This window comes from Rubrivirga sp. SAORIC476 (genome assembly GCF_002283555.1).
Taxonomy (GTDB): Bacteria; Bacteroidota; Rhodothermia; order Rhodothermales; family Rubricoccaceae; genus Rubrivirga.
On the sequence record NZ_MVOI01000003.1, the window covers coordinates 538,217 to 563,939 of the forward strand.

Below are 25,723 nucleotides of genomic sequence, written 5' to 3' on the forward strand. Positions count from 1 at the left end.
CAACTCCTCCCCCCGGGATTCCCTTATCTCTCCATCATCCCCGGTGTCACGGGGTCAATTCGTAATACCCCGTCCGTCCTTGAATCGCTGGATGTTGGCGCCGCTCGCTCGCATGTGCGGCCGCTTCCCCGCTCGCCTCGACGACGGGCCGAGGGGGGACTCCATCCGTTCCCTCCACGCCCGATGATCAGGTTGAGAGCGCTCGGCGTGCGGTCGGCTGGGTGCGTCCCAGAACGTCGGCCGGATGCGAGCCTCGGCGGCGGTGTCTGCGCCTGAGCAGCGGCGGCGAGAAACGGAACGAGGGCGTACAGAGTGCCCCCCCCTGCCCCTCGGGGCCGAGGTCACATGTTCCTCCGGTACTGCCCGCCGACCTCGAAGAGCGCCGCCGTGATCTGCCCCAGCGACGCCACGCGGACCGTCTCCAGCAGCGACTCGAACACATTCTCCCCCTCCCGGGCCACGCGCTGCAGCTCGGTGAGCGCCGCCGCCGACTCGTCGGCGTGGCGGCGGTGGAAGCGGGCGACGCCGTCGAGCTGGCGCTGCTTCTCGGCGTCCGTGCCGCGCATCAGCTCCACCTCGGTGGTCGTCTCGGCGCCCTCGGGCGGGAGGAACGTGTTGACGCCCACGACCGGCAGCTCGCCCGAGTGCTTGCGGTGCTCGTAGAGCATCGACTCCTCCTGGATCTTGCCGCGCTGGTACATCGACTCCATCGCGCCGAGGACGCCGCCGCGGTCGGAGATGCGCTCGAACTCCATCAGTACGGCCTCCTCCACGAGGTCGGTGAGTGTGTCGATGATGTAGGCGCCCTGGATCGGGTTCTCGTTCTGCGCCAGCCCCAGCTCGCGGTTGATGATGAGCTGGATCGCCATGGCCCGGCGGACGCTCTCCTCGGTCGGCGTCGTGATGGCCTCATCGTAAGCGTTGGTGTGCAGCGAGTTGCAGTTGTCGTAGATCGCCAGCAGCGCCTGGAGCGTCGTCCGGATGTCGTTGAACTGGATCTCCTGCGCATGGAGGCTGCGGCCCGAGGTCTGGATGTGGTACTTGAGCTTCTGGCTGCGCTCGTCGGCCCCGTAGAGCTCCCTCATGGCGACCGACCAGATGCGCCGGGCGACGCGGCCGATGACGGCGTACTCGGCGTCCATGCCGTTCGAGAAGAAGAACGACAGGTTGGGCGCGAAGGCCGCCACGTCCATCCCGCGCGCCCGATACGCCTCGACGTAGGTGAAGCCGTTGGCCAGCGTGAACGCCAGCTGCGAGATCGGATTCGCGCCCGCCTCGGCGATGTGGTAGCCCGAGATGGACACCGAGTAGAAGTTGCGGACGCCCTCGTCGATGAACGCCTGCTGCACGTCGGCCATGCAGCGGAGCGAGAACTCAGTCGAGAAGATGCAGGTGTTCTGGGCCTGGTCTTCCTTCAGGATGTCGGCCTGAACAGTCCCGCGCACCGACTGCAGCGCCCGCGTCCGGATGGCCTGGTATTCGTCCTCGGAGAGCAGCCCCCACGTCACCAGCTCCGCGCCCGACGTGCCGAGCAGGCCGAGGCCCGTCCCGTCGTGCCCCTCGGGCAGGCCCGCCCCGGCGCCGGAGTCGGCCGCGTCGTCGGCGACGTAGGGCGTGTAGTGCGGCCGGTCGTCACCCAACTCGTCGGCGATCCGCGCCGCCGCGGCCTCCCACCGCCCCTCGGCCTTGAGGAACGTCTCGACCTGCTGGTCGACGGCCGTGTTCATGAACATGGCCAGGATGGCCGGGGCCGGGCCATTGATCGTCATCGAGACGCTCGTCGTCGGCGCGCACAGGTCGAAGCCCGAGTAGAGCTTCTTCATGTCGTCCAGCGTCGCGATGCTCACGCCCGACGTGCCCACCTTGCCGTAGACGTCGGGACGCGGGTCGGGGTCGCGGCCGTAGAGGGTGACGCTGTCGAAGGCCGTGCTGAGACGCTTCGCGGGCAGCCCGAGGCTGACCAGGTGAAACCGCTTGTTGGTCCGCTCCGGCGTGCCCTCGCCCGCGAACATGCGGGTCGGGTCCTCGCCCTCGCGCTTGAGCGGGAAGACGCCCGCGGTGAAGGGGAAGTGGCCGGGCAGGTTCTCGAGCAGCGCGTAGCGGAGCCGCTCGCCCGGGTCCTCGCTCCGGGGCAGCGCCACGCGCGGCACCTTCGTCCCGCTCAGCGTCTCGCGCGTCAGCGGCTGGCGGATGTCGCGCCCGCGGACGGTGTAGACCAGCTCGTCGCCCGCGTACTGCGCGGCGACGGCGTCCCAGTTCTCCAGGATGGCGCGGCTGCGCGCGTCGAGGCGGCCCCACCAGTGGTCCGCCATCTGCCCGAGGCGGGCCTCCAGCGCGTCGCGGTCCTCGGGGCCCCAGGACGCGACCTGCTTCTGGGCGCCGACCGCCTGGCCCCACTTGCGGGCCGTCGCCACCTCGGCCTCGGCCCAGCCGCGGTAGGTGCGGCACGTGTCGGCGATCTCGGCGAGGTAGCGCTGGCGCGCAGGCGGGATGACGGCCAGCTCGGACGGGTCCAGTTCGGGCAGCGTGGCGGCGTCGAACAGCGACGAGGTCCGGTCGAAGCCGTGGGCGCGGAGCTGATCCAGGAGGGCGAGGTAGAGCGCCGACACGCCCGGGTCGTTGAACTGCGCCGCCATCGTCGGATAGACCGGCATGTCGGCGGGCGGCGTCGAGAACTGGCCGCGGTTGCGCTGGACCTGCTTCTTGACGTCGCGGAGGGCGTCCTGCGCGCCGCGCTTCTCGAACTTGTTGAGCGCCACCAGATCGGCCACGTCGAGCATCCCGATCTTCTCCAGCTGCGTCGGCGCGCCGAAGTCGGAGGTCATGACGTAGAGCGACACGTCGACCAGCTCGGCCACCTCGGTGTCGGACTGGCCAATGCCGGCCGTCTCGACGATGACCAGGTCGAAGCCCGCCGCACGGCACACGTCGACGGCGTCGCGGAGTGCGCCCGAGGTGGCGCGGTGCGCCTGGCGCGTCGCGAACGAGCGCATGTAGACGCGGTCCGCGTGCTCGCCGTACAGGCTGTTCATCCGGATGCGGTCGCCCAGGAGCGCGCCGCCCGTTCGCCCGCGCGTCGGGTCGACGGACAGGACGGCGACGTGCACGTCGTCGAAGTCGTTCAGGACGCGCCGCACCAGTTCGTCCGTCAGCGTCGACTTGCCCGCGCCGCCAGTGCCGGTGATGCCGAGGACGGGGACCGTCGTGCGTGGGGCGTCGGGCGTGGGCTGCACCGCCGGCACCGCGCCGTCGCCGGTCGGCTCGGCCGCACGCTGCTCCACGGCGGTCAGCGCCCGAGCGACGCTCTGCACGTCCGTGGCGCGGGCCGCGGTCGTCGCGACCCCAGGCTCGTCGGCGTTCTGCTCGTTCTCCGCTCCCCACCCCCCGGTCCCCGATCCGCGCAGCGGGTCGACGTCGCATGCCTCCACCATCGACGCGATCATGCCCTCCAGGCCCATCCGCATGCCGTCCTCCGGGGAGAAGATCTTGGCGACGCCGTAGGCCTCCAGCTCCTCGATCTCCTCGGGGACGATGACGCCGCCGCCGCCGCCGAACACCTTGACGTGGCCCGCGCCCCGCTCGCGGAGCAGGTCCACCATGTATTTGAAGTACTCGACGTGGCCGCCCTGGTACGACGAGATCGCGATGCCCTGCGCGTCCTCCTCGATGGCCGTGCGAACGACATCGTCCACGCTCCGGTCGTGCCCGAGGTGGATCACCTCGACGCCCTGCGCCTGCAGGATCCGCCGCATGATGTTGATGGCCGCGTCGTGGCCGTCGAACAGGCTCGCGGCGGTGACGAAGCGGACGGGGTGCGTGGGGGTGTACATCGGGGCGTCGGAAGGGCTTCCGAAAGGTAGGCGGGCGGGCGGTCCACTCCGGTGAACGCGCCGGGAATGGGGGCGTTCGGCCGTCCCTTCCGTCACCGCCGTTTCGTCCGCCCGGAGGCCCGCTACGCCTCCGCCTCGATCCCGAACCGGTAGCCCCGCCCCCGGACGGCCTCGAAGGGGTTCGCCACCCCGTGCGCCGCCAGCCGACGCTTCAGGTGGTGAACGTACACGTCGACGAGGTTGGTGCCGGTCTCGAAGGTGTAGCCCCAGACGCCTTCCAGCACGCTGTCTCGGGAAACGCACTGGCCGCGGTGGGCCACGAAGAAAGCCAGCACCTCGAACTGGCGGGGCGTCAGCGGCAGCGAGGCGGCCCCCACTCGCGCCTGCCGGGCGGGCCAGTCGATCACGAGCGCGCCCGAGGCGGTCGGCTGGTCGCGCGACCATGCCGGGCGATCCGGCGTCGGGCGATGACACCCGGCCCGTCGGTGCGCGACCACCTGGGCGCGGAGCAACGAGAGGTCCACCGGGAGCGCGTGGTAGCGGTCCGCCCCGACCGCGAGCGCGGGGCCGTGCTCGACGGCCGCGTCGGCGCCGACGGCGACCAGCGGAGCGCGCTCGGTGCGCCCCCGCGCGAGGGACCCGATGGCGGGCGCGCGGTAGAGGTCCCACTCGACCAGCACCGCGTCCGCCTCGGCGATGGCAGCCATCAGCCGGTTCGAGGGCCCCGTCCCGTCGGACACCGCGTCGAACGGATGGTGACTGACCGTGTGCGGCGAGGGGAAGGAGCGCCGGACTGCATTGACGACCTCGGGCGAGTCGGCGACGAGAATGGTGCGGAGGGACGAGGAGCCAGTCATAGATGTGGTGAGAAAACGACGACACGCACCCTCGGCGAAGGGAGAGCATACGGCTTAACCCCGACTCCATCCTCTCTAATCCACTCGTCATCAACTCTAATCCTGGCTCCATGCGACGCATGTTCGTGACAGCGGACCTTTGCATCACGACGAGGACACAGACATGCCACCCCGGCACCTGCACTCCTCGGACGGTCGGCTCCCGCCGACATTTCTCTCGATGCCGTCGGTTCTGCCGACCCCCTTCTCAGATGATTCGTCTGACTCGCACCTTCGCGTTCGTCGCGATCCTCGCTCTCTCCGTCACCGCGTGTGACACCGCCGGCCCCGACGCCGCCTCCAGCGCGTCGCCTGCCTTGGCCCAGTCGGCCCCCTCGACCCCGTACATGGTGTTCTCGTCGCAGGCCGCGTTCGACGAGGCGTATCAGAACCAGGCCAAGCTCTCGGCCGACCAGGCCTCCGCGACGATCCCGAGCGGCGGCACCCCGAGCCAGACCAGCTTCGGCGCCGCCGCGTCCTTCCTCTCGATGGCCGGTGCGGAGATCGCCGACGTGGAGGCCCTGGAGCGTGGCGAGATCAAGGAAGAGCAGGTGCGGGTGAGCATCGTCGAGGACACGTACCTCGCGTCGATGCTGTCGCCCACCGGCGTCATCCAGATCGGGTCGGCCGTCTACAAGATCGGCGAGACGAAGGTCTTCAGCGGCACCACCGCCAGCGTGGCCGATTTCAACACGAAGACCGAGGCGGAGTTGGGCAGCCGCTACGAGTCCGCCCCCATCCAGCGGACGACCACGGCGTCCAGCGCGAGCGCCTTCCAGCTCCGCTGCAGCAGCGCCTTCAGCGCGGGCGGCAAGTCCTACAAGACCTGCGGCACGTCGTTCATCACCAACTGGCCCTGGGTCCTGCACTCGGCGGGCGCCTCCACGAAGGTCCTCAAGAAGTGGTGGTTCCTCTACCTCCCGACGAAGGGTGACGCGCTCGTGCTGACGGGCACCCACCGCGTCGTCGCCGGCGGCGGCGCCCTCCCGGCGGCCACCACGGTCACCCACACCGCCTCCAACTCGTACATCCTCCTCCGGATCTACAAGGCCGCGGCGGGTGGCTCGGACTTCCGCGGCACGGTCTCCGCGACCCACCGCGGCACCGAAGGCGGCGTCCAGGCGACGACCTCCACCTCGGTCTCGCTCCCGTAGCGCCCCCGCCTCGACCGGTTCTGCGGCCGTCCTCCCATCTCGGGGGGGCGGCCGCGTCTGTTTCGGGGGCCCCGTCTCAGGCGCGACGCTGCGGGGGCGAGGGCCCCGTCGGGGTGGAAGCGGCGAGGGCGTTCAGGAGCGGAACCTGTCTCCGCCGGGCTCGCTAGACCCGGACCCATCCCCCGATCCCGAAGACTCGATCCATGAAGCGGTTTCGCACGGTTCTGTTCTGGTGCCATCTCGTCGTCGGGGTGGGGGTCGCGGCCATCGTCCTGATCATGTCCGTGACGGGCGTTCTGCTGACGTACGAACGCCAGATGATCGACTGGGCGGATACGCGCGGCCTGGACGCGGCGCCGCCGACGCCCGAAGCCACCCTCCTGGACGCGGGCGACCTCCTCCAGCGCATCGCCGAGGCGGACCAGCGGCAGGGCCTTGATCCCGCCTCGCCGTCCGCCCTCACCTGGCGCGCCGACCCCGACGCGCCGGTCGCCGTCGCCTACGGCCGAGACCGGACGCGCTTCGCGAATCCCTACACCGGCGCCGTGCTGGGCGAGGGAGACGCGGGCACCCGGGCGTTCTTCGACGCCGTCACGGGCTGGCACCGTTGGCTGGGCGCCGGCGACGACGGACGACGCGTCGGGCGGGCCATCACGGGCGCCTGCAATCTGGGCTTCCTGTTCCTCGTCCTGAGCGGGTTCTACCTGTGGTGGCCCCGGAACTGGACCCGCAAGGTGCTCCGCAACGTGACGTGGTTCCGGCGCGGGCTCTCGCCGAAGGCCCGCGACTTCAACTGGCACAACGTGATCGGGCTGTGGTCGGTCCTGCCGCTGGTGGTGATCGTGGGCTCCGGCGTGGTCATCTCGTACCCGTGGGCGAGCGACCTCGTGTACGCGGTCGTCGGCGAGAACGGCCCGGCTGGGCCGGGACAGCCCGGCCCTCCCGACCCCGGCATGGCGCCCGAGGTCCCCGACTCCACGCAGGCCGAGGCCACCCTCGCTGTGTTCCTCGCACGGGCGGACGCGCGCCTGCCCGGCTGGCGGCGCCTCACCCTCCAGGTGCCTGCCGAGTCCGACTCGACGGTCACACTGGACCTCGACCGCGGAACCGGCGGCCAGCCCCAGCACCGGGCCGAACTCGTCGTGGACCGCCGGACGGGGGCGGAGGTCGCCTGGGAGCCCTTCGAGGCCGAGTCTGCGGCGCGGCGGGCACGCGTCATCCTCCGATTCGCCCACACGGGCGAGGTGCTCGGGGTCGTCGGCCAGACCGTCGCCGGGCTCGTCAGCCTCGGCTCGGCGCTGCTGGTGTGGACGGGCCTCGCGCTCTCGTGGCGGCGGTTCCGCGCGTGGCGCCGCCGCCGCCGACGGCTCGCGAGCGCCTGAACGTAGCCCAGCCCACCTCGGCGCCGAGGCGGGCACGGTCCTTCGTGACGCCTCTCCCCGCCCCGATCCCATGCACGACCATCCACATCCTCTCGGCCACGGCGACGTCGGCTCGGTGCTCACACGCCGGGAGGCGCTCGGCCTGTTCACGACCCCGTTCCTGCTCGCCTTCGCCGGGTGCGAGGAGACGACGGCTGGCGAAGACGAGCCTCTCTCCGGCTCGTGCGTCGTCCGCCCGGAGCTGACCGAGGGCCCTTTCTACGTCGACGCAGAATTGCTGAGGAGCGACATCCGCGAGGACCGGGCGGGCGTTCCGCTGGCCCTGGCGTTCAGCGTCTCGCGCGTCGCGGGGTCCGCCTGCGAGTTGCTTCCTGGTGCCATCGTGGACGTCTGGCACGCCGACGCGTCGGGCGCCTACTCCGGGGTGGGCAGCCAGAGCGGCACCCGCTTCCTGCGCGGCAGCCAGCAGACCGGCGCCGACGGCGCGGCGCGGTTCACGACGATCTACCCCGGCTGGTACGCAGGCCGCACGCCCCACATCCACTTCAAGGTGCGGTCCCCGGCCCCGTCTGCCTCGGCGTACGAGTTCACGTCCCAGCTCTTCTTCGACGATGCCCTGTCGCGGGAGATCTACACGTCCGCGGCGCCTTACGCCACACGCGGGGTGCAGGACCGCTCCAACGCCAGCGACGGCATCTACCGCCGGGGCGGCGCGCGGATGCTGCTCGACGTGTCGGAGACGGATGGCGCCTACACGGCTGCGTTCGACATCGCACTGCTCATCGACTGACCGGCCCGCCTCGGCACCGAGGCGGGCCGAACGAAGACGGGGGAGCCGGGCGCGGTGCCGGCTCCCCCGTACGGATCTCGCAGGCGCAGCCTACCAGAACATGGCGTAGAGCACCGCCGTCACGCCCAGGATGGCGAACGCCGAGACCAGGAAGACGGGGTCCTTGCCGCGGTCTACGTCGGCCACGCGGATGGCCTTGGGGCTGTCGGCGCCCTTGCCCTCGATCAGCGAGATCACCACGATCAGCGCCACCGAGAGCAAGAACACGTAGCCCATCCGGTTCAGGAACGGCATCGCCGGCAGCAGCACCTTCGCCAGCGCCGAGAGCGGGATCGAGAGGACCGCCGTCACGAGCGCCGCGTTGGCCGTCGCCTTGCGCCAGAAGAGGCCCATCATGAAGACCGCCAGCACGCCGGGGCTGATGAAGCCGGTGTACTCCTGGATGTACTGGAACGCCTGGTCGATGGCGCCAAGCAGCGGGTACGCCGTGATCGCCGCGATGGTGATGGCCGCCAGGCTCACGAGCCGCCCGATGGTGACCAGCTTCGTCTCCGACGTGTCCGGGTTGCGGGACTTGTAGAGGTCGATGGTGAAGATGGTCGCCGTCGAGTTCATCATCGACGCCAGGCTGGAGACGATGGCCGCGGCCAGCGCGGCGAACGCCAGGCCCTTCAAGCCGGGCCCGATGTAGGTGCCCAGGAGCCACGGGTACGCCTGGTCGGCCTTGTCGATGGGCGCGTCCAGGCCGAACGCCACGATGCCCGGGATGACCACGATCAGCGGCAGGATCATCTTGAGCCCGCCCGCGAACGCCAGCCCGCGCTGGGCCTCCTTGAGCGACTTGCCCGCCAGCGCGCGCTGGATGATGTACTGGTTGCAGCCCCAGTAGAACAGGTTCGCGACCCACATCCCGCCAAGCAGCACGCCCAGGCCGGGCAGCAGTTGGTAGGCGTCCTGCGCCGCGCCCGCGTCGTCGTTGTAGATCAACTCGCCCGGCCCCAGGATCATGTTGAACCGCTCCGGCAGATCGGTCACGAGCTTGCCGAAGCCCGCGATCGCGCCGCCGCCATCACCCGCGTAGGCGTCCAGGGCGAGGACTGTCGTCAGCAGGCCGCCGCCGATGAGCACGAACACCTGGACCACATCGGTCCACGCGACCGCCTCCAGGCCGCCGTAGATCGAGTAGACGGTCGCGAAGATCGCCAGCCCGGCGATGCCCCAGAACAGCGGCACGCCCATGATGCCCTCCAGCGCGAGCGCGCCCAGGTAGAGCACCGCCGTCAGGTTGACGAACACGTAGACGAGCAGCCAGAAGACCGCCAGCAGCGTCCGCACGCGGCCGTCGAACCGCTTCTCCAGGAACTGCGGCATCGTGAAGATGCCCTTCTGGAGGTAGATCGGCAGGAAGAAGTAGGCCACCACCAGCAGCGTCACCGCAGCCATCCACTCGTACGTGGCGATGGCCAGGCCCAGTCGGAAGCCGGAGCCCGACATCCCGATGAACTGCTCGGCGGAGATGTTGGACGCGATCAGCGACGCGCCGATGGCCCACCACGGCAGCGACTTGCCCGCCAGGAAGTAGTCCTCCGAGTCCTTGACGTGGCCGTCCTTCTCGCGCGAGACCCAGAGGCCCACGCCGATGATGAGCGCGGCGTAGGCCGCGAAGACGACATAGTCGATGAGTGCGAAGTCCATGCGTGTGGGAGGGTGAGGGGCGAGACGAGGGCAGCGACGCGGAACCGCTACCGGGTGGAGCCAGGCGCTCGAGGCGCCGCCCTAGAATAGCGAGGAGTTCTCTGGATGGTGCAGCGAGGTCTCGCTCCGTCTCGGCGCCTCCGCCCGCCTCGGCTCTCCCCTCCGCGGACTCGAAACCGACGGTCTGGCCGCGCGCCCTATGTTGCCCCTTCACGACCGGCTGACCGATGCGGAACGTCCTCGGGGTGCTGATGGCGATCGTCGGGTTCGCGCTCTTCATGAGCGTGATCTGGGCAGGCTGCGGCGCCTTCCTCAAGAACAACGAGGCCTACGAACGCGGCCTCGCGACCGCCCTCGCCGATCCTCTCGTGCAGGAGACCCTCGGGGGCCCCGTCCGGGAGAGTTGGTTCCTCAACGGCGCCATCGAGGGCGACGGCGGCACGACCCGCGGCTCGTGGTCCACGCGTCTCCGAGGCGAGGCGGCGTCCGGGACGCTCTACATCGTTGGCTTCAAGCAGAACGGCCGCTGGGGCGTCGTCGGCATGTCGCTCACGGCCGCGGGCGCGACCTACACGTACCGCGCCGGCCAGGGCTTCGTCCGCGCCGACCCGGAGGCGCTGCCGGCGTACGACATCCTCTGACCCCGCCTCGGTCCCGCGACGCCCCGCCTCATGCCCGAGGCGGGCGACCCTGACGGCCCGCAAAAGCCGGAGGGACGATACGACGCCCCTCCCTCCTCCCCTGCCTTCCCATGCGTCCCTCTTTCACCCGACTGCGCGCGATGGCGGCGCTCCTGGCCGTCGGCCTGCTCGGCCTCGCCTGCGGCGACGCCCCCGACACCCCGACGCCCGACGCCGACCCGGTCGCCGAGGCCGCGCCCGCCTCCGGAGACCAGCTGTTCGACACCCAGTTCGGGCAGGTCTGCCGGGGCACCGGCCAGCCCGCCGCCGCCGAGTTCGTCGCCGGCCCGGGCGTCCACCCGGTCCTCTTCCTCTACACCGACGACGGCGCCGCCTACCACAGCCGCAGCGTGACGCTCCCCGAGGGCTGGAGCGCCGCCTGGCCCGACCTCGCACGGACCCAACTGGTGACCTGCATCCAGCGCCTCTCTGCCACCCCCGGCCAGGTTTGCGAGGGCTACGAGGACGACGACAGCGGCCAGGAATGGACCGTCCAGATCCACGACGCGACCTACGAGTACGTCGTCCGCAACGCGCGCACGGCCGACGTGATCGACAAGCAAACGTTCGAGGTGCCCGCCGGGCGGTGCCCGATGTTCTCGTCGTTCCGCGAAGGCGACCCGCAGCCGAAGCCGTACTTCCCGAGCGTCGGCAACGGGCAGGTAGAGCTGTTCGTCCGCCGGCACGTGACGGGAAGCTGACCCCTCGCCTCGGTCGCCTCACCGACCTACCCGGTTGCGCCGCCGAGGCGGACCGTCACGGCGTGCGCGGCGCCGATCCGTAGATCGTGGTGTGCATGCCCGCGATTCTCCACTCGCCGTCCACCTTCTCCATCAGTCTGGACTCCCGCTTTCGTCCCTGGTCGGCGTCCTCCTGCTCGTAGCTCACCCACGCGCCCTCCCCGTAGAGGCGCACGTCGGCGCTCTCCAGAGTGGGCGGCAGCGGCTCGGGGTCGGGATGGGCCTCGATGTAAGTCCTGACGAATGCATCCACCCGGTCCCAGCCTCTCGTCTCGGAGAAGCTGCTGTCCACCATGTTCATGTAGGTCTTCTGCACGTACGACGCATGGACCCAGTGCTCTCTCCAGCCCTCGTAGTCACGGCTGAGCGCGTCCCGCGTCTCTGCGTTGAGCACGCCGAGGATTCGCGCCGTCTCCTGATCGAGGGCGGACGCCTCATGGCCCGCGACGGGGGAGCGATCCGGCGGCCTTTCGGCGCAGCCGAGCAGGGAGAGCGTGGTGGCAAGACATGCCGTGAGGAAGGAGAAGGTCCGCATCGGGAGCGCGTGGTGTGGTGTTCGAACGAGTCGTCTTGCCGGGAGGTCGTCGGCTAGCCGGCGGTGTCTCCAGCGGTCCCGAGGTGATCCCATACCGTCATCGCACTGAACGCCTCGAGCATGCCGTACGGATAGGCTGGGAGCCCCGGCGCGCTCGCCTGGCCCAACGCGGCGAGGTCGGCCTCGGTGAGAGACAGCGAGGTGGACGCGAGGACGTCGGACAGTTGGACGGGCGTGCGGGCACCGAGGAGTACCGACGCGACGCCCGGCCGGGACAGGAGCCATGCCACCGCCACCTGCGCCATCGTCCGGTCGTGCCGCTTCGCCACTGCCGAGACCACCTCCAGCACCCGCCACGTCGCCTCCGTGTTGCGCGTGTCGTAGGCCTCGACGCCACGGTCCGGGTCCTCGCCCAGCCGCGTCGCCCCGGTCGGCCGCTCGTCGCGGGCGTACTTGCCCGTCAGCCAGCCGCCGCCGAGGGGCGACCACGGCGTGATGGCGAGCCCCTCCTCCAGCGCGCACGGCAGGACTTCCACCTCGATGGACCGGTCCAGCAGGTTGTACTGGGGCTGCACCACGGTCGGGACGACGTACCCGCCCAGCCGCGCTGTCGTCATGATCCGGGCGAGTTGCCAGCCCGTCACGTTGGACCAGCCGATGCTGTGGAGTTTTCCCTTGCGGGCCTCGGCGCTGAGCGCGTCCAGGGTCTCCTCGACCGGCGTGTCCTCGTCCCAGCCGTGGACGAAGTAGACGTCGACGGCGTCGACTCCGAGGCGGTCGAGGGACGCGTCCAGGGAGCGCACCAGCGAGCGGCGGGAGGCGCCTCGGGAGCCCGGCGGCGGTGCGAAACGCCCCTTGGTCGCCACCAGCACGTGGTCGTGCCGACGGTCGGCGAGCCAGCGGCCGAGGATTCGCTCGGACGCCCCGTCGCCGTAGACGTCGGCGGTGTCGATGAGCGTCCCCCCGGCCTCGACGAACGCGTCGAGTTGGGCATGAGCGTCCGCCTCCGGCGTTTCGACGCCGAAGGTCATGGTTCCGAGGGCGAGACGGGACACGACCGGCCCTCGGGGCCCGAGTTGCGCGGTGGTCATCGGCGTATGGTCCAGACGGTGGATCGGCAGAGGCCGACAGGGTACGGACCGCGGTCGGACCCGGCCTTGACCTAGATCAACCGGCCCGAGTCAGTCGAGCCGGCCGAGCGCGCGAATGCGACTGAGCGTGCTCGGGTCGATGCCGAGAAACGAGGCGACGTCCTTGAGCGGGACCTGTTCGACGAACTCGGGCCTCACGCGCAGGAGGCGAGCGTACCGCTCGGGGGCCGGGTCGTGGATGTGCGACAGGAGGTGGCCCTTCAGGTCGGTCAGGATGTGCTCGGCGACCCGCCGGGCGAGCCGCTCCACGGCCGGACGCGCGAGGGAGAGGGCCTCGAGATCGGCATGGGTGAGATAGAGGAGTTCGGTGTCGCGGGCCGCCTCGACGAACTCGAGCGACGGCTCGCGCGAGTAGAAGCTGAGGACCTCGGTCGAGACCATGCCCCTGACCGTGAGCCACCCCGTCCGCTCCTCGCCAGTGTAGGAGACGTTGTAGGTGCGGAGGGCGCCGCGCGTGAGCACGCCGAGGTAATCGCACACGTCGCCCTGACGGAGCAGAAACCCGCCTGCGGGCACCCGACGGACGCGGAGGCAGTCGTCGATGGCGTGCCAGTCCTCGGCGTCCAGCGGGGAGAGAGCCGCGAGCACCTCGCGGGTGAGATCACGGGAGGTGGTGTTCGCCATCGGGCTCGTCTGGAGACACGAAGTGGGGAGGCCGCTGCCGACGGAGTCGGAGGGCTTGCAAGATGCCGACGACCCGAGGAAGGATCCGCCCAGGTACCCCTCGGTTCCCTACCCCGGCGCTCCCCCGAGGCGGACTGTCACGGCGTGCGCGGCGCCGTCGGACACGAGCGGGATGCGGGCGGTGCCGCCCTCGACCGGAGCGCCCACCCCATCTGCCTCGGCGGACGTGGCGCCTCCCGGACCGTCGCGGACCACCTGGACCACGTAGACCGTGCCCCGGCTGTCGGTGCGGTAGCGGAGCGTGTACCCGTCCCAGTCGTCCGGCACGCGGGGCGTGAGGACCAGCGCGTCCGCCTCACGGCGGAGGCCGAGGACCGACTCGACGGCCACGCGCCACATCCACCCGGCCGAGCCGGTGTACCACGTCCACCCGCCGCGCCCGACGTGGGGCTCGACGGAGTACACGTCCGCCGCGACGGCGAACGGCTCGGTCTTGTAGCGATCGGCGGCGGCCTGCGAGCGGGTGTGGTTGACCGGCAGAATCATCCGGAGCAGGTCCAGCGCGCGGCCCGGCCGGCCGCCCTCGGCGAACGCGCGGACGGCCCAGAGCACGCCGTGCGTGTACTGCCCGCCGTTCTCGCGGACGCCCGGCAGGTAGCCCTTGATGTAGCCCGGGTCGTGGTCGGTCACGTCGAACGGCGGGGTCAGCAGGCGGATCATCCCCGCGCGCTCGTCGACGAGGTACCGGTCGACGGCGTCGAGCACCTGGTCGGTGCGGTCGCCCGCGACGCCCGACAGGATCGACCAGCCCTGGGCGATGGCGTCGATGCGGCACTCGTCGTTCTGTGCCGAGCCGAGCGGCGTGCCATCGTCGTAGAACGCGCGGCGGTACCACGCGCCGTCCCACCCGTCGGCGTCGAGGGCGCGGACGAGATCGGCGCGGTAGGCCGTGTAGCGCTCGGCGCGCTGGCGGTCGCCGCGGGCCTCAGCGATGGGGATGAACCGCTCCAGGATGTGGGCCAGGAAGAAGCCCAGCCAGACCGACTCGCCCTCGCCCTCATTGCCGACCCGGTTCATGCCGTCGTTCCAGTCGCCGGAGCCCATCAGCGGGATGCCGTGGCGGCCGGCGGTGAGGGAGATGTCGAGGGCGCGAGCGGCGTGCTCGTACACCGAGCCCGTCTCGCCGGACGGTTGGGGTGTGAGAAACACCTCGTCTTCGCCCGGCTCCAGCGCGCGCGCGGTGAGGAACGGCGCCTCCTCGTCGAGGAGCGTCTCGTCGCCGGTGGACGCGAGCGTGAAGGCGACTGCGTAGGGCAGCCAGAGGAGGTCGTCCGAGAAGCGGGTCCGGATGCCCGCGCCGGTGATCGGGTGCCACCAGTGGAGCACGTCGCCCTCCTCGAACTGGTTGGCGGCGTTGATGAGGATCTGCGCCCGCGTGAGGTCGGGGCGGGTGTAGACGAGCGCGAGGCTGTCCTGGAGCTGGTCGCGGAAGCCATAGGCGCCCCCGCTCTGGTAGAACGCCGAGCGGCCCCATAGGCGGCACGACAGGTTCTGGTAGAGCAGCCAGCCGTTGACGAGCACGTCGAGGTCTGGCGCGGGGGTCTCGATCTGGACGGCGCCGAGGGTCTCCTCCCAGAACGCGGTCACGTCGGCGAGCGCGAGGTCAGCCGCCTCGGGCGTCGCGTAGCGGGTGACGAGCGTCCGCACGTCGGCGACGGTCTTGGCCTGCCCGAGCAGGAAGACGACCTCGCGGGTCTCGCCGGGCGCCAGCGCCAGCGGCACGCGGACGGCGGCGCACGGGTCGAGGTCGGTGTCGAGAGAGCCGTCCAGCGGTCCGCCCGCGACCACCGAGGCGGGTGCACTCGCGTGGCCGTTGCGCCCGAGGAAGGCGCCCCGCCGCGCGGTCACCGAGTCCACCTCGGCGCCGGCCACGGCGACGAACGCCAGCCGGTTGCCGAACGTCTGGTTGTACGGGTTGTGCGCCAGGAGCGCGCCCGAGTCGCGGTCGCGCTCCACGATCACGTACGGCGCGTTGGGCTCGCGCCGCTCGCCCAGCACGAGTTCGGCGTAGCGATACAGCGACAGGCTCCGCTCGACCTCGGTCCGGTTGGTGATCCGCAGGCGGACCAGCTTGACGGGGTCGCGGCGCGGCACGAAGGCCGTCGTCTCGGTCTCCAGGCCGCCCCAGGCGGTCGTCCACGACGTGAAGCCCCAGCCGTGGCGCGTCTCGATGGGCGCGGGGGCGGGGGCCGGGCGCGGCGTGGGCGTCCAGAACACGTCCGCGTCGTCGTCGCGGAGGTAGAGCGCCTCGCCCGCCGGGTCGGTGACGGGGTCGTTGGACCAGGGCGTGAGCTTGTTCTGCTGCGAGTTGCGAGCCCACGTGTAGCCCTCCCCACTCTCGGTGGCGGTGAAGCCGACCGCCGGGTTGGCGACCACGTTGATCCATGGCAGCGGCGTCCGCGTCGTCGCCTCGCCGCCGGTCTGGCGGACGATGTAGCTGCGGCCGTCCTCCGAGAACCCGCCGTAGCCGTTCTCGAACTGGAGCGACTCCGGTGCCGGCGTGACCGCGGCCGATGGAAAGCGTGCCGCGGCCATGCGCTCGTCGGCGGCCGGGTGGGTCGCTGGAACCGCATCGGAGAGCAGTTGGGCGGCGCGGTCGTCCTGCTCCACTTCGTGGGCCTCGGCCACCGCGTCCCCCTCCCCGACCGTCGCGGAGGTCAGCAGCGAGGGCACCTCGCCGTGGAAGACGGCACGCGCGGCGGTGAGCAGCAGCGTCACGTCCTCCTCCGGCATCCCGTCGGAGCGGCGCAGGAAGACGCCGCCGCGCTGGCCAATGAGTCCGCGCAGCGGCGAGCCCTCGACGGCCTGCGTGAGCGCTTCCTGCAGCGAGTCGGCGTAGCTCGGCGGATGGTCGTTCAGGATCACGACGTCGACCTCTAGGCCGCGGCGGCGCCAGAAGGCGTGCATTCGCAACAGCCCGCGGACGGCGTCCAGTTCCTCCATCTTCGAGAGGCGGAACAGCAGGATCGGGAGGTCGCCCGAGATGCCGTACGCCCACAGGCCCGACTGGGGGCGCGTGTTGCGGTCGCGGACACTCGCGGGCGCGGCCACGCGCGGGTCGCCGTAGAGCAGGCGGCTCGCGATCTCCTGCGCCGCGAGCGCCTCCTCGCCCGTCATGCCGAGGTGGCTCAGCTCGACCAGCCCGTAGGTGGACGCCAGTTCGAAGGCGCGCTGTGCGGCGTCCGGGTGGTCGTAGCGCTCGGCCAGCCGCTCGGCCTCCTCGCGGGAGTCGGCCACGGCGAGCGAGAACACGACCTGCACGCTCTCCTTCGGGCGCAACTCCACGACGCGACGGAGCGAGACGATGGGGTCCAGGACAGCCCCGGCGGTGCGCGAGAGGCGAGCGCCGGGGTCGAGCGCCGCGGGCGCGTCGAGCGTCCGCCCCCGGCCGACGAAGCGCATCCGGTCGGTCTCGTACTGGAGCTGCGTGCGGGGGGAGCGGACGGCCCGTGCCAGGCCCTTGTCGGCCACGGCATGGACGAGCCATCGGCGCACGTCGTCTTCCGCGCGCGGCCGGCGCGTCGCCAGGAGCGCGTTGTTCTTGGAGAGGTACTCGGTCTCGACGAACAGCTTCGAGAAGGCCGGGTGGCCGAGGTCCGCCGCGGCCGACTGGAGGACGACCTCGGCGTAGCTCGTCAGCTCGATGGTGCGCGGACGGTCGGCGTAGTTGGTCAGCGTCACGCGGCGGACCTCGACGTTGTCCTCCGGCGACACGACCGTCTCGGTGAACGTCTCGATCCAGTCGTCCACGCGGGCCGTCTCGACCTTGTTGAGGTGGACCCACACGTCGTAGCGGTCCGGCGGCTGCGCCGAGGTGACCGGCTGCTCGGCGCTCGACCAGACGCGCCCGGACTCCACGTCGCGGACGTAGATGAACAGGCCGTCGGCGTCGCGGGTGCGGTCGCCATGCCAGCGGGTCAGCGCGACGCCGTCGAGGCGGGAGTAGCCGGTGCCGGAGGTCGTGAGCAGCGTCGAGTACCGGCCGTTGGAGAGGAGCGCGCCGTGCGGCATCACGTCGGCGGTGCTGTCGCGGCCGAAATGCTCCACGCGCGCCTCGACCGGCGTGATCTCGACCGCGTCCACCTCGGCGTCGTCGAGCGGGTGCGGGTCGATCTTCTCGACCACCGTCGGCACGCGCTCCTGGAGCAGGATCTCGACCGAGCGGACGAGCGGGTCGCGGTGGAAGCGCGCCTGGAAGCGCCCGCCGTCCAGCACGTGGGCCAGCGCGAGCAGCCCCATCCCCTGGTGGTGGGCCATGTACGAGTTGACGAGCGAGAACGACGCCCCCTCCTCCGCAGCCGCCACCCGCCCCGGCGTGTAGTCGATGGCCTCCATGTAGCCGAAGCGCCCGAAGGCGCCCGTCGCGTCCAGCTTCGTCAGGTTGGACAGGGCGCGCTCGGGGCGGATCAGCAGCGCGAGCAGCGTCGAGTACGGCGACACCACGTAGTCCTCCCCCAGCCCGCGCTTCAGGCCCAGGTAGGGCACGCCGAAGGCGCGGTACTGGTACGTCAGGTGGAGGTTGAGGAGCGAGTAGCCGCTCTCCGAGATGCCCCACGGGCGGTCCTTCGCGCGCCCGTAGATGCGCTGCAGCGAGACCGCGTTGTAGCACGCGTCGTAGAGCAGCGTCCGGTCGTAGAGGCGCGTGTAGAGGACCGGCATGAGGTACTCGAACATGGTCCCGCTCCACGAGAGGAGCGCCCGGCGAGCCCGCGTGACGCGCGTCGGGCGCGAGAGGTGGAACCAGTGCTCGGGCGGCACCTCGCCCTTGGCGATGGCGAGCAGCGAGGTCAGCCGCGCCTCGGACGCGAGCAGGTCGTAGGTGAACGGGTCCTGCCGCGCCATGCCCGCGTCGTAGCCGATGCGAAAGAGGTCGCGCTCGGGGTCATAGAGCGGCCGGAAGTCCATGTCGCGCACCAGCTGGTCGGCGCGTGCGGCGAGGCCAGCAGCGTGGTCGATGAGCCATCCGACGGTGGCCTGGGCCTCGGCGAGCGCCGCCCGCGCTTCGGCGCCGAGGTCGTCGTCCAGCGCCGTCGCCAGCCGGCCGGCGAGGGCGCCGAGCGAGGTGCACGCGTCCAGGTCGGCGGCGACACCGGGCGTCAGCGCGACGCCGTCGCGTAGCCACGGGGCGACCGCCTCCACCTCGGCGACGTAGAGCGCCGCCTGGGCCACGAACTCGGCCGCCGGGTCTCGCACCGCCTGCGGCTCCTCGGCGACGGCGTCGGCGAGCGCCTGCCCGGCGGCGAGCAGGCGGGTGACGCGGGCGTGCCACGCCGCGATGCCGCGGGGCGCCCGCTCGGACAGGACCTGGGCGACCGTGTCGCGGGCGTCGCGCGCCGGGCCGGTCGCGAACTCGGGCACCTCGGCGAGCGTGTCGCGGAACCCATCCAGCACCCGCAGTCCAGGCCACGGCGCGTCGGCGGTTTCGAGAAGCCCCTGCTTGAGCGTCACCAGCGCCCCCGCGAGGTTACCGGAGTCGACCGTGGACACGTAGCGCGGCGCCATCACGGCGCCCGTCTCGGTGCTGTACCAGTTGTAGAGGTGCCCCTGGTAGCGCTCCAGGCTCTCGACCGAGTCCAGCATCGTGCCGAGGCGGACCAGCTCGTCGCCGCGCGGGATGTAGCCGAGGTCGCGCGCCGCCTGGACGGCGTTGAGCGCCAGGCCGATGTTGGTCGGCGACGTGCGGCGGGCGAGGCCCTGCGCGGGCTGCACCTGGAGGTTGTCCGGCGGCAGCCAGCGGTCGCGTTCGGTGAGGATGGTGTCGAAGAAGCGCCACGTCCGCCGGGCGACCGTCCGCAGGCGGATGCGGTCGTTCGTCGTCAGCGTGTACTCGTCCCGGTCGATGTCGCGGCTGACGTACCGCGCCACCCAGGGCGCCGCGATCCAGGCCGCCGCGAAGGGCAGCGCGGTGAACCACGCGATGGGCTCGGTGAGCGTCACCGACGCCAGCACGACCGCGCCCCACGCCACCGACGCCCACATCGAGTGCGGCACGTCTCGGGTCGACTCCTCGGCCTGCTGGGCGGTCGTCCACTCCAAGAGGTTCTTCTTCGACACCGCCGTCCGCCAGAGCGTCCGCCCGATGGCATCCAGCATGACCACCGACTGGTGGGCCAGGAAGACGACCGACAGGCCGATCTGGCGGGCGTGCATCTGGACGTCCGCCCAGACCACGCGGAGCCAGCTCGACGTGACCGTGTCGGGCGGCTGAAACAGGAAGCCGTGCGCGGCGGGCGCGTAGATCGGGAACGCGAGCACGAACAGCGCAATCAGCGTCCACACGAACGGCGAGCCGGGCAGGACCGTCCACGCGAGCAGCAGGAAGACGAGCAGCGCGGGCGGCGTCAGGCTCCGGCGGAGGTTGTCGAACAGCTTCCAGCGGCCGACGACCGAGAGCGGGTTCTTCCGCTTCGTGCCCGCGGCGTCGCGGACGCGCGGCATCAGCCACGGCAGCAGCTGCCAGTCGCCGCGCACCCAGCGGTGCTGGCGGAGCGCGAACGAGGCGTAGCGCGACGGAAAGTCGTCGAACACTTCCACACCGGTCGCGAGCGCCGCGCGGGCGTGGTTGCCTTCCAGGAGGTCGTGCGAGAGCACCGTGTTCTCGGGCAGCGCCCCGTCCAGCGTGTGGCGGAACGCGTCCACGTCGTAGAGCCCCTTGCCGGTGTAGATGCCCTCGCCGAAAAGGTCCATGTACGCGTCCGACACGGCCGTCGTGTACGGGTCGACGCCCGGCCGGCCGGCGTAGATGCGGGCGAAGAGCGTCGTGCGGCCGCTCTCGGGCGAGATCGAGACGCGCGGCTGGAGGACGCCGTAGCCGCGGGTCACCCGGCCCCGGTCGGCCGAGTAGCGGGGTCGGTTGAGCGGGTGCGCGGCCGTCGCCACGAGCGCCCGCGCACCGTCGGGCGTCGTCCGCGTGTCGGCGTCGAGGGTCAGGACGTAGCGGATGGCATCGCCCTCGGTGGCGGCCCGGAGGTCGCCCTCGATGTCCGTGTAGCTGGTCTGCGCGTCGGGGTCGCGGAGGAGTTCGTTGAACTCCTCCAGCTTGCCGCGCTTGCGCTCCCAGCCCATCCAGACGCCCTGGGCTTCGTTCCACAGGCGCTCGCGGTGGAGCAGGAAGAAGCGGTCGCCGCCGGGCGCTCCGTCCCCCTGCGCCCGGGCGGCGCGAGATCGTTCGTTGAGCGTACGGATGGCCTGGCGCGCGGCGTCGAGCGTGGCCTCGTCGCCGGGCACCTCCTTCGCCTCGGCGTCGGCCCAGTCGGTCAGGAGCGCGTAGCGCAGCGCGGCGTCGGGGTTGGCGAGCGCGTGGACCTCCAGCCGCTCGACCATCTCCCGGCTGTGCGCGGGCGACGTGATGAGCGTCGGCACGACGACGAACGTCTGGTGCTCGGCGGGCACGCCGTCCTCGAAGGCGAGGCGAGGCAGCTGGCGCGGCGGCAGGAAGCGGACCACGTTCCAGTTGACGAACGTGACGGCGAAGTCGAGCAGCGGCAGAAATGCCGCCGCGACGGTCAGCGCGAGCCAGTTGGCGGTCGCCCCGCCCGCGTCGGCCACGAGGACGGCCGCGAGCAGCCCGAGGCCGGTGACCGCGGCGATGCTGCCCAGGTACACGGCGGTCGGGTGCCGCTCGGCAGTCCAGTAGAGGCGGCGCGACAGCTTCGGCCGGTACCCCGCCGCCTTGCCGAGCGTGCGGACGCCCGGCCCGAGGAGCCAGTAGCCGACGTGGTCGGCCGCAGCGTCGGCGTCGTCCTGGGTGGCCGCCTGACGGGCCAGCGCCAGCGCGCGCTCGGCGACGCCGAACTCGGTCTCGGGCGAGCGTCGCGCGATCCGCTCGGTCACGTGTCGGTACGCGTCGCGCGTCCCCTCGCTCATCGCGGCGTACACCCCTGCGGGGTCCTCCCGGAGGGTGTGCTCGACCGCCGAGAGGTCCTCGACGATGTCCACCCAGTCGGTGTCGGCGGCTGCGCGGAGGGCGAGGACTGCGTTGGCGATGGAGCCGCGCCACTGCGTCTCGCGCTGCGTCTCGATGCGCTCGACATCGTCCAGGGTGAGGCGACGCGCCCGGAGGCGGTGCTCCAGCCACTCCATCGCCGTGCCCCGGCCGCCGGCCGCCGGGAGGGCCGCCGCGAAGGTCATCGCGAACGGACCGGAGAGGGGCGCCTGCTCGCGCGCGATGGCCGCCAGGTCGGCGCTGACCTCGGCCGGGTCGTCGTGGGCGGCCAGCGTCTCCGCCCAGGTTGCGGCGGACAGCCGGTCGGCCCGCGCCTCGCGGAGGGGACGCGCGAGCGCGGCCACACGCTGCGCGAGCACGACCCGCAGGAGGAGCGGCAGCGCCCACAGCTCGGCCAGCGTCAGCAACTCGACCTCCTGGTACCCGGCCACGAACCCACGCAGGTGCTCGACGCTGAGGTCGTTGTCGGTCAGGTCGGCCAGGTTCTCGACCAGCTCGTAGGCGCGTGGCAGACCCTGGTAGGGCCCCGCGGTGAGCTTCGGGAGGACGCGGTAGTAGGCGCGCGGCATCGCTGCCTCGGCCTCCCGCGCCTGGTCGCGGACGATGTGGTAGTTGTCGAGGAGCCACTCGGCGGCGGGCGTCAGCGTCTCGCCGGCCCGGCCCGCCTCGGCGAGGTCACGGTAGGCCGCCGTCAGGTCGCCCAGCGCGTCGCGGACCAGCGGACGCAGCGGGCGCCCCCGCGACGGCTCCGTCTCGACGGCCTGGGTCCGGGCGAGTCGGCGAGCGTGCTCCGCGAGGTGGGTCGGCTTGAAGAGGCTCTCGACGGACGATCCGGGCACGGGGCGTGGAGGTGGGAGGCTCCCTCAACGCCGGGCATCGCCGCGCGGTCCCGAAGCACGCGCACCGGAGCCCAGGTGGGGAGAACCGCCAGGGGCAGGGCAGCGGCGGAGCACGGCGCTGCTCGCCTCACTCCAGCCAGCCCCCCTCGAAGCCGCATCGGCGGAGACCGTCCACCAGCGGAGCGCACGTCCGCATGAGGTCCCAGATCTGGCCCGAGCGGTGGTTCTCGATGGCGAGCACGATGGGACCCTGGTTGAGCGCGTAGTGATGATCCGACACCCACCCGAGGTCCTCGTCGCCATTCGGGAAGGAGGGGTTGTAGGACGCCTCGAAGCCGAACCGGTCCTCACGGCTGGCGTGCGACACGGCGAGGCCCGCGAGGCACTCCAGCACGGCGTCGGGGGCGAACGGCAGGCTGGCGAGAGCGGCCCAGGGCGCCAGCGTCCCGTCGTCCGGACCGAACGGGACGCCGCGGGCGCGGTAGCCCCAGAACCGCTGCGTCTCCCTATCGAGGGTGCGGACGGCCGGACCGGGGCCGTCGCTCGCCGTGAGGCCCCACGCGGTCGGGCCGTAGCCCACGAAGCCGCGCGGGTTGCGGACGGCGTACTCGCGCTGGATGAGCGTCGCCCGACGGCTGTTCTCGAAGTAGTCCGTCGGCGCCCCGAGGCGGGCGGACTGGGCGCGCATCGCGGCGTCCTGGATGCCCCGAAAGTCGATCCACAGGTGCGAGAACTGGTGGATGAACAGCGGCCCGGCGTACAGCACGTCGTGACCGTAGATCCGCTTCCACTTGTAGGTGCGCGTCGTCGCCTCGAAGGCGGACGCCGGGATCGGGTGCGTCGGCGAGCCGACTGCGAGGGCGTACAGGATCAGCGCCTCCGTGTAGCCTTCCCAGCGGTAGCGGAGGAAGCCGCGCTCGGGGGTCCACCCCATCGTGACCGTCTCTCCTTCGTCCATCGCCCACTCCCAGTCGACGGCGTGGTAGAGGGCGTCGGCGCCGTCGCGGATCTCCGCCTCGTGTGCGTCGTCGGGGTCGTCGAAGAAGGCGGCGGCGCAGAGGAGGCCCGCGACCAGGAGCGCCGTGTCGATGGTCGAGAGCTCGCTCGTCCAGGCGCGGCGGCCATCCACCATGTCGAGGAAGTGGTAGAAGAAGCCCCGGTGCCCGACGCCGTCTTTCGCGCCGTCCTGGGGCGCGTCGCGGAAGAAGCGGACCGCAGCAAGCGCGATCTCGCGGGCGGCCTCGCGGGACACCCATCCTCGCGACACGGCGATGGGCAGCGCCGAGAGGCCGAAGCCGACCGCCGCGATCGACGCGGGGCTGTCGGGCATGGTGCTGTCCACGACGAGCCCGTTCGCCCAGTTCGTCTTGCGCGCGAAGTAGGCGAACGAGGCGCGGTGGACGGCGTCGAGCAGGTCGTCGGAGGCGGTGGGGTCGGGCATGGCCGGAGACGGTCGGCGCGGAGGAACGGCGCGCTGCGCGACGGGGTCCGCGGGTCCGGAACCAGGGTGGCGGCATCGCGTTACTTGTTGCAACAGATACCCCTCTCCCATGGCTCTCCTCTCCCCGTTCGCCCTCGGCCCGCTGGCCCTCCCCAACCGCATGGTGCTGGCGCCGCTGACGCGCAGCCGCCACGTGGACCAGATCCCGACGGACCTCGCGCCGACCTACTACGCCCAGCGTGCCTCGGCGGGCCTCCTCATCGCCGAGGCGACGCAGGTGATGCCGCGCGGCCAGGGCTACCCGCAGACGCCCGGCATCTACACCGACGCGCAGGTGGCGGCGTGGCGGCGCGTCACCGACCTCGTCCACGCCGTCGGCGGGCGGATCGCGCTCCAGCTGTGGCACGTCGGCCGCGTGTCGCACTCGGCGTACCACGACGGGAAGCCGCCCGTGGCCCCCTCGGCGATCCCCGCGACCGGCAAGGCGATGACGCCCGACTTCCAGTTCGTCGACTTCGAGACGCCGCACGCGCTCACGGCCGACGAGATCGCCGAGACCGTCGAGGCCTACCGCCTCGGCGCGCGCAAGGCCAAGGAGGCCGGGTTCGACGCAGTCGAGATCCACGCGGCCAACGGCTACCTGATCGAGCAATTCCTGTCGTCGGGCTCCAACCAGCGGACGGACGGCTACGGCGGCTCGGTCGACAACCGGCTCCGCTTCCTCCGCGAGGTCACCGAGGCGGTGCTCTCCGAGTGGGACGCCGACCGCGTCGGCGCGCGCCTCTCGTTCGGCGCCGGGATCAACGGCGTCGTGGACGAGGACCCGCAGACCACGTTCGCGGCGGTCGCCGAGACGCTCTCGAAGGCCGGGCTGGTCTACCTCCACGGCATCCGCTCCAACGACCGGATGGGCGCGGCGGCCTCCTTCGACCCGATCCAGCTCATGCGCGACCACTTCGACGGCGCGGTGATCGCCAACGGCGGCTACGGCCGCGAGGACGGCGACGCGGTCATCGAGGCGGGCACGGCGGACCTCGTGGCCTACGGCCGCCCGTTCCTCGCCAATCCGGACCTGCCGATCCGCTACGCCGCTCAGGCTGCCGGCCTCGGCGCGCCGCTCAACGAACCCGACTCGGACACGTTCTACGGGGGCGGCGCCCACGGCTACACCGACTATCCGGTCTGGGACGGACAGGAGGCGAACGTGCCCGCGGAGGAGGCGTAACCCCCTGGTCCCTGCCCGTGTCGGGCGGAGGCCGCTTCCCTGCTCGCCATGCGTCTGCTCTGCCTCGCCCTGCTCGTCGCCCTCGGCGCCTGCGCCCCTGACCCGGAGTCGCCCGCTGCCGAGACGGCTCCGCGGGCGGACGGCCCGACCGAGCAGGCGGTCGCCATCGACGCCGAGGTCGCCGCCAACCGCGCCCTCGGCGTCGGCGACCGCGCGCCCGACTTCGCGCTCCCGGACGCGACCGGCGAGACGGTCCGCCTGAGCGACCTGCTGCTGGACGGGCCCGTCGTGGTGACGTTCTACCGGGGCGCGTGGTGCCCTTACTGCAACACCCAGCTCCGCGACTACCAGCAGGCGCTGGGCTCGTTCGAGGCGACCGGGGCCCGCCTCGTCGCCATCTCCCCGCAGGCGCCGGACAGCTCGATGTCGATGGCCGAGCGCAACGCCCTCGCCTACTCGGTCCTCTCTGACACCGGCGGGCAGGTTTCTCAGCAGTACGGCCTCGTCTTCCGGGTCGATGCCGAGACGCGGGCCCGGTACGAGGCGGTCGGCATCGACCTCGCGCGCTACAATGGCGGCGACACCGATGCCGCGTGGGCGCTCCCCGTCCCGGCGACCTACGTCATCGACCCGTCTGGCATCATCCGCGCCGCCTTCGTCGAGGCCGACTACACGCAGCGGGCGTCGCCCCGCCAGGTCCTGGAAGCGCTGCAAGAGGTGGTATAGCGGGGTCGGC

15 protein-coding genes are annotated in these 25,723 nt (G+C 71.7%); 7 read left to right on the plus strand and 8 right to left on the minus strand.

Annotated features, from left to right (window positions below; genetic code table 11):
* Positions 1 to 341: 341 nt before the first annotated feature.
* Positions 342 to 3,830 (minus strand): methylmalonyl-CoA mutase family protein, encoded by a 3,489-nt coding sequence (locus B1759_RS04215; RefSeq protein WP_095513781.1) that lies wholly within the window; start codon positions 3,828 to 3,830, stop codon positions 342 to 344.
* A 122-nt stretch (positions 3,831 to 3,952) separates the two neighbouring features.
* Complete coding sequence (locus B1759_RS04220) at positions 3,953 to 4,687, minus strand: winged-helix domain-containing protein (RefSeq protein WP_095513782.1); 735 nt, start codon at positions 4,685 to 4,687, stop codon at positions 3,953 to 3,955.
* A gap of 251 nt (positions 4,688 to 4,938) precedes the next feature.
* Here B1759_RS04220 and B1759_RS04225 point away from each other — a divergent pair, with 251 nt between their 5' ends.
* The 3 genes from B1759_RS04225 to B1759_RS04235 all read left to right on the plus strand — a co-directional run bounded on the left by B1759_RS04225 (position 4,939) and on the right by B1759_RS04235 (position 8,052).
* A complete protein-coding gene (locus tag B1759_RS04225; RefSeq protein ID WP_095513783.1) occupies positions 4,939 to 5,880 on the plus strand; it encodes a hypothetical protein in 942 nt (313 codons plus the stop codon).
* A 203-nt stretch (positions 5,881 to 6,083) separates the two neighbouring features.
* A complete protein-coding gene (locus B1759_RS04230; RefSeq protein WP_095513784.1) occupies positions 6,084 to 7,262 on the plus strand; it encodes a PepSY domain-containing protein in 1,179 nt (392 codons plus the stop codon).
* A gap of 70 nt (positions 7,263 to 7,332) precedes the next feature.
* Positions 7,333 to 8,052, plus strand: coding sequence for an intradiol ring-cleavage dioxygenase (locus B1759_RS04235; protein ID WP_095513785.1), 720 nt, complete (start codon positions 7,333 to 7,335; stop codon positions 8,050 to 8,052).
* A 90-nt stretch (positions 8,053 to 8,142) separates the two neighbouring features.
* Here the strand turns inward: B1759_RS04235 and B1759_RS04240 are convergent, their stop codons facing one another.
* The gene (locus B1759_RS04240) at positions 8,143 to 9,747 is read right to left on the minus strand and encodes a sodium/sugar symporter (protein ID WP_095513786.1); all 1,605 of its coding nucleotides are present in this window, start codon (positions 9,745 to 9,747) and stop codon (positions 8,143 to 8,145) included.
* Between the two features lie 227 nt (positions 9,748 to 9,974).
* Between B1759_RS04240 and B1759_RS04245 the strand changes: the two genes are divergently transcribed.
* A complete protein-coding gene (locus B1759_RS04245; protein WP_095513787.1) occupies positions 9,975 to 10,388 on the plus strand; it encodes a cytochrome c oxidase assembly factor Coa1 family protein in 414 nt (137 codons plus the stop codon).
* Positions 10,389 to 10,498: 110 nt separating this feature from the next.
* A complete protein-coding gene (locus B1759_RS04250; protein WP_143537257.1) occupies positions 10,499 to 11,128 on the plus strand; it encodes a hypothetical protein in 630 nt (209 codons plus the stop codon).
* 55 nt (positions 11,129 to 11,183) lie between these two features.
* Here the strand turns inward: B1759_RS04250 and B1759_RS04255 are convergent, their stop codons facing one another.
* From B1759_RS04255 to B1759_RS04275, 5 genes are all read right to left on the minus strand, one after another.
* On the minus strand, positions 11,184 to 11,702 hold the full coding sequence (locus B1759_RS04255; protein WP_095513789.1) for a hypothetical protein: 519 nt from the start codon (positions 11,700 to 11,702) through the stop codon (positions 11,184 to 11,186).
* Between the two features lie 53 nt (positions 11,703 to 11,755).
* Positions 11,756 to 12,757 carry an aldo/keto reductase gene (locus B1759_RS04260; RefSeq protein ID WP_198948747.1) on the minus strand — a complete coding sequence of 334 codons (1,002 nt, stop codon included), beginning with the start codon at positions 12,755 to 12,757 and terminating at the stop codon, positions 11,756 to 11,758.
* 126 nt (positions 12,758 to 12,883) lie between these two features.
* A complete protein-coding gene (locus B1759_RS04265; protein ID WP_095513791.1) occupies positions 12,884 to 13,477 on the minus strand; it encodes a Crp/Fnr family transcriptional regulator in 594 nt (197 codons plus the stop codon).
* A 108-nt stretch (positions 13,478 to 13,585) separates the two neighbouring features.
* The gene (locus tag B1759_RS04270; protein ID WP_095513792.1) at positions 13,586 to 22,321 is read right to left on the minus strand and encodes a GH36-type glycosyl hydrolase domain-containing protein; all 8,736 of its coding nucleotides are present in this window, start codon (positions 22,319 to 22,321) and stop codon (positions 13,586 to 13,588) included.
* Between the two features lie 127 nt (positions 22,322 to 22,448).
* Positions 22,449 to 23,762, minus strand: coding sequence for a glucoamylase family protein (locus B1759_RS04275; protein ID WP_095513793.1), 1,314 nt, complete (start codon positions 23,760 to 23,762; stop codon positions 22,449 to 22,451).
* A gap of 109 nt (positions 23,763 to 23,871) precedes the next feature.
* Here B1759_RS04275 and B1759_RS04280 point away from each other — a divergent pair, with 109 nt between their 5' ends.
* Positions 23,872 to 24,987: an alkene reductase gene (locus B1759_RS04280; RefSeq protein WP_095513794.1), complete on the plus strand. Its 1,116-nt coding sequence runs from the start codon at positions 23,872 to 23,874 to the stop codon at positions 24,985 to 24,987.
* Between the two features lie 48 nt (positions 24,988 to 25,035).
* Positions 25,036 to 25,713: a peroxiredoxin-like family protein gene (locus tag B1759_RS04285; RefSeq protein WP_095513795.1), complete on the plus strand. Its 678-nt coding sequence runs from the start codon at positions 25,036 to 25,038 to the stop codon at positions 25,711 to 25,713.
* Positions 25,714 to 25,723: the final 10 nt, after the last annotated feature.

Bases quoted from the DNA above. Each gene is read 5' to 3' on its own strand.
- B1759_RS04240 (WP_095513786.1), bottom strand. From the start codon at position 9,747: ATGGACTTCGCACTCATCGACTATGTCGTCTTCGCGGCCTACGCCGCG.
- B1759_RS04255 (WP_095513789.1), bottom strand. From the start codon at position 11,702: ATGCGGACCTTCTCCTTCCTCACGGCATGTCTTGCCACCACGCTCTCC.
- B1759_RS04275 (WP_095513793.1), bottom strand. From the start codon at position 23,762: ATGCCCGACCCCACCGCCTCCGACGACCTGCTCGACGCCGTCCACCGC.
- B1759_RS04280 (WP_095513794.1), top strand. From the start codon at position 23,872: ATGGCTCTCCTCTCCCCGTTCGCCCTCGGCCCGCTGGCCCTCCCCAAC.
- B1759_RS04230 (WP_095513784.1), top strand. From the start codon at position 6,084: ATGAAGCGGTTTCGCACGGTTCTGTTCTGGTGCCATCTCGTCGTCGGG.
- B1759_RS04235 (WP_095513785.1), top strand. From the start codon at position 7,333: ATGCACGACCATCCACATCCTCTCGGCCACGGCGACGTCGGCTCGGTG.
- B1759_RS04250 (WP_143537257.1), top strand. From the start codon at position 10,499: ATGCGTCCCTCTTTCACCCGACTGCGCGCGATGGCGGCGCTCCTGGCC.
- B1759_RS04215 (WP_095513781.1), bottom strand. From the start codon at position 3,830: ATGTACACCCCCACGCACCCCGTCCGCTTCGTCACCGCCGCGAGCCTG.
- B1759_RS04265 (WP_095513791.1), bottom strand. From the start codon at position 13,477: ATGGCGAACACCACCTCCCGTGATCTCACCCGCGAGGTGCTCGCGGCT.
- B1759_RS04225 (WP_095513783.1), top strand. From the start codon at position 4,939: ATGATTCGTCTGACTCGCACCTTCGCGTTCGTCGCGATCCTCGCTCTC.
- B1759_RS04245 (WP_095513787.1), top strand. From the start codon at position 9,975: ATGCGGAACGTCCTCGGGGTGCTGATGGCGATCGTCGGGTTCGCGCTC.
- B1759_RS04220 (WP_095513782.1), bottom strand. From the start codon at position 4,687: ATGACTGGCTCCTCGTCCCTCCGCACCATTCTCGTCGCCGACTCGCCC.
- B1759_RS04285 (WP_095513795.1), top strand. From the start codon at position 25,036: ATGCGTCTGCTCTGCCTCGCCCTGCTCGTCGCCCTCGGCGCCTGCGCC.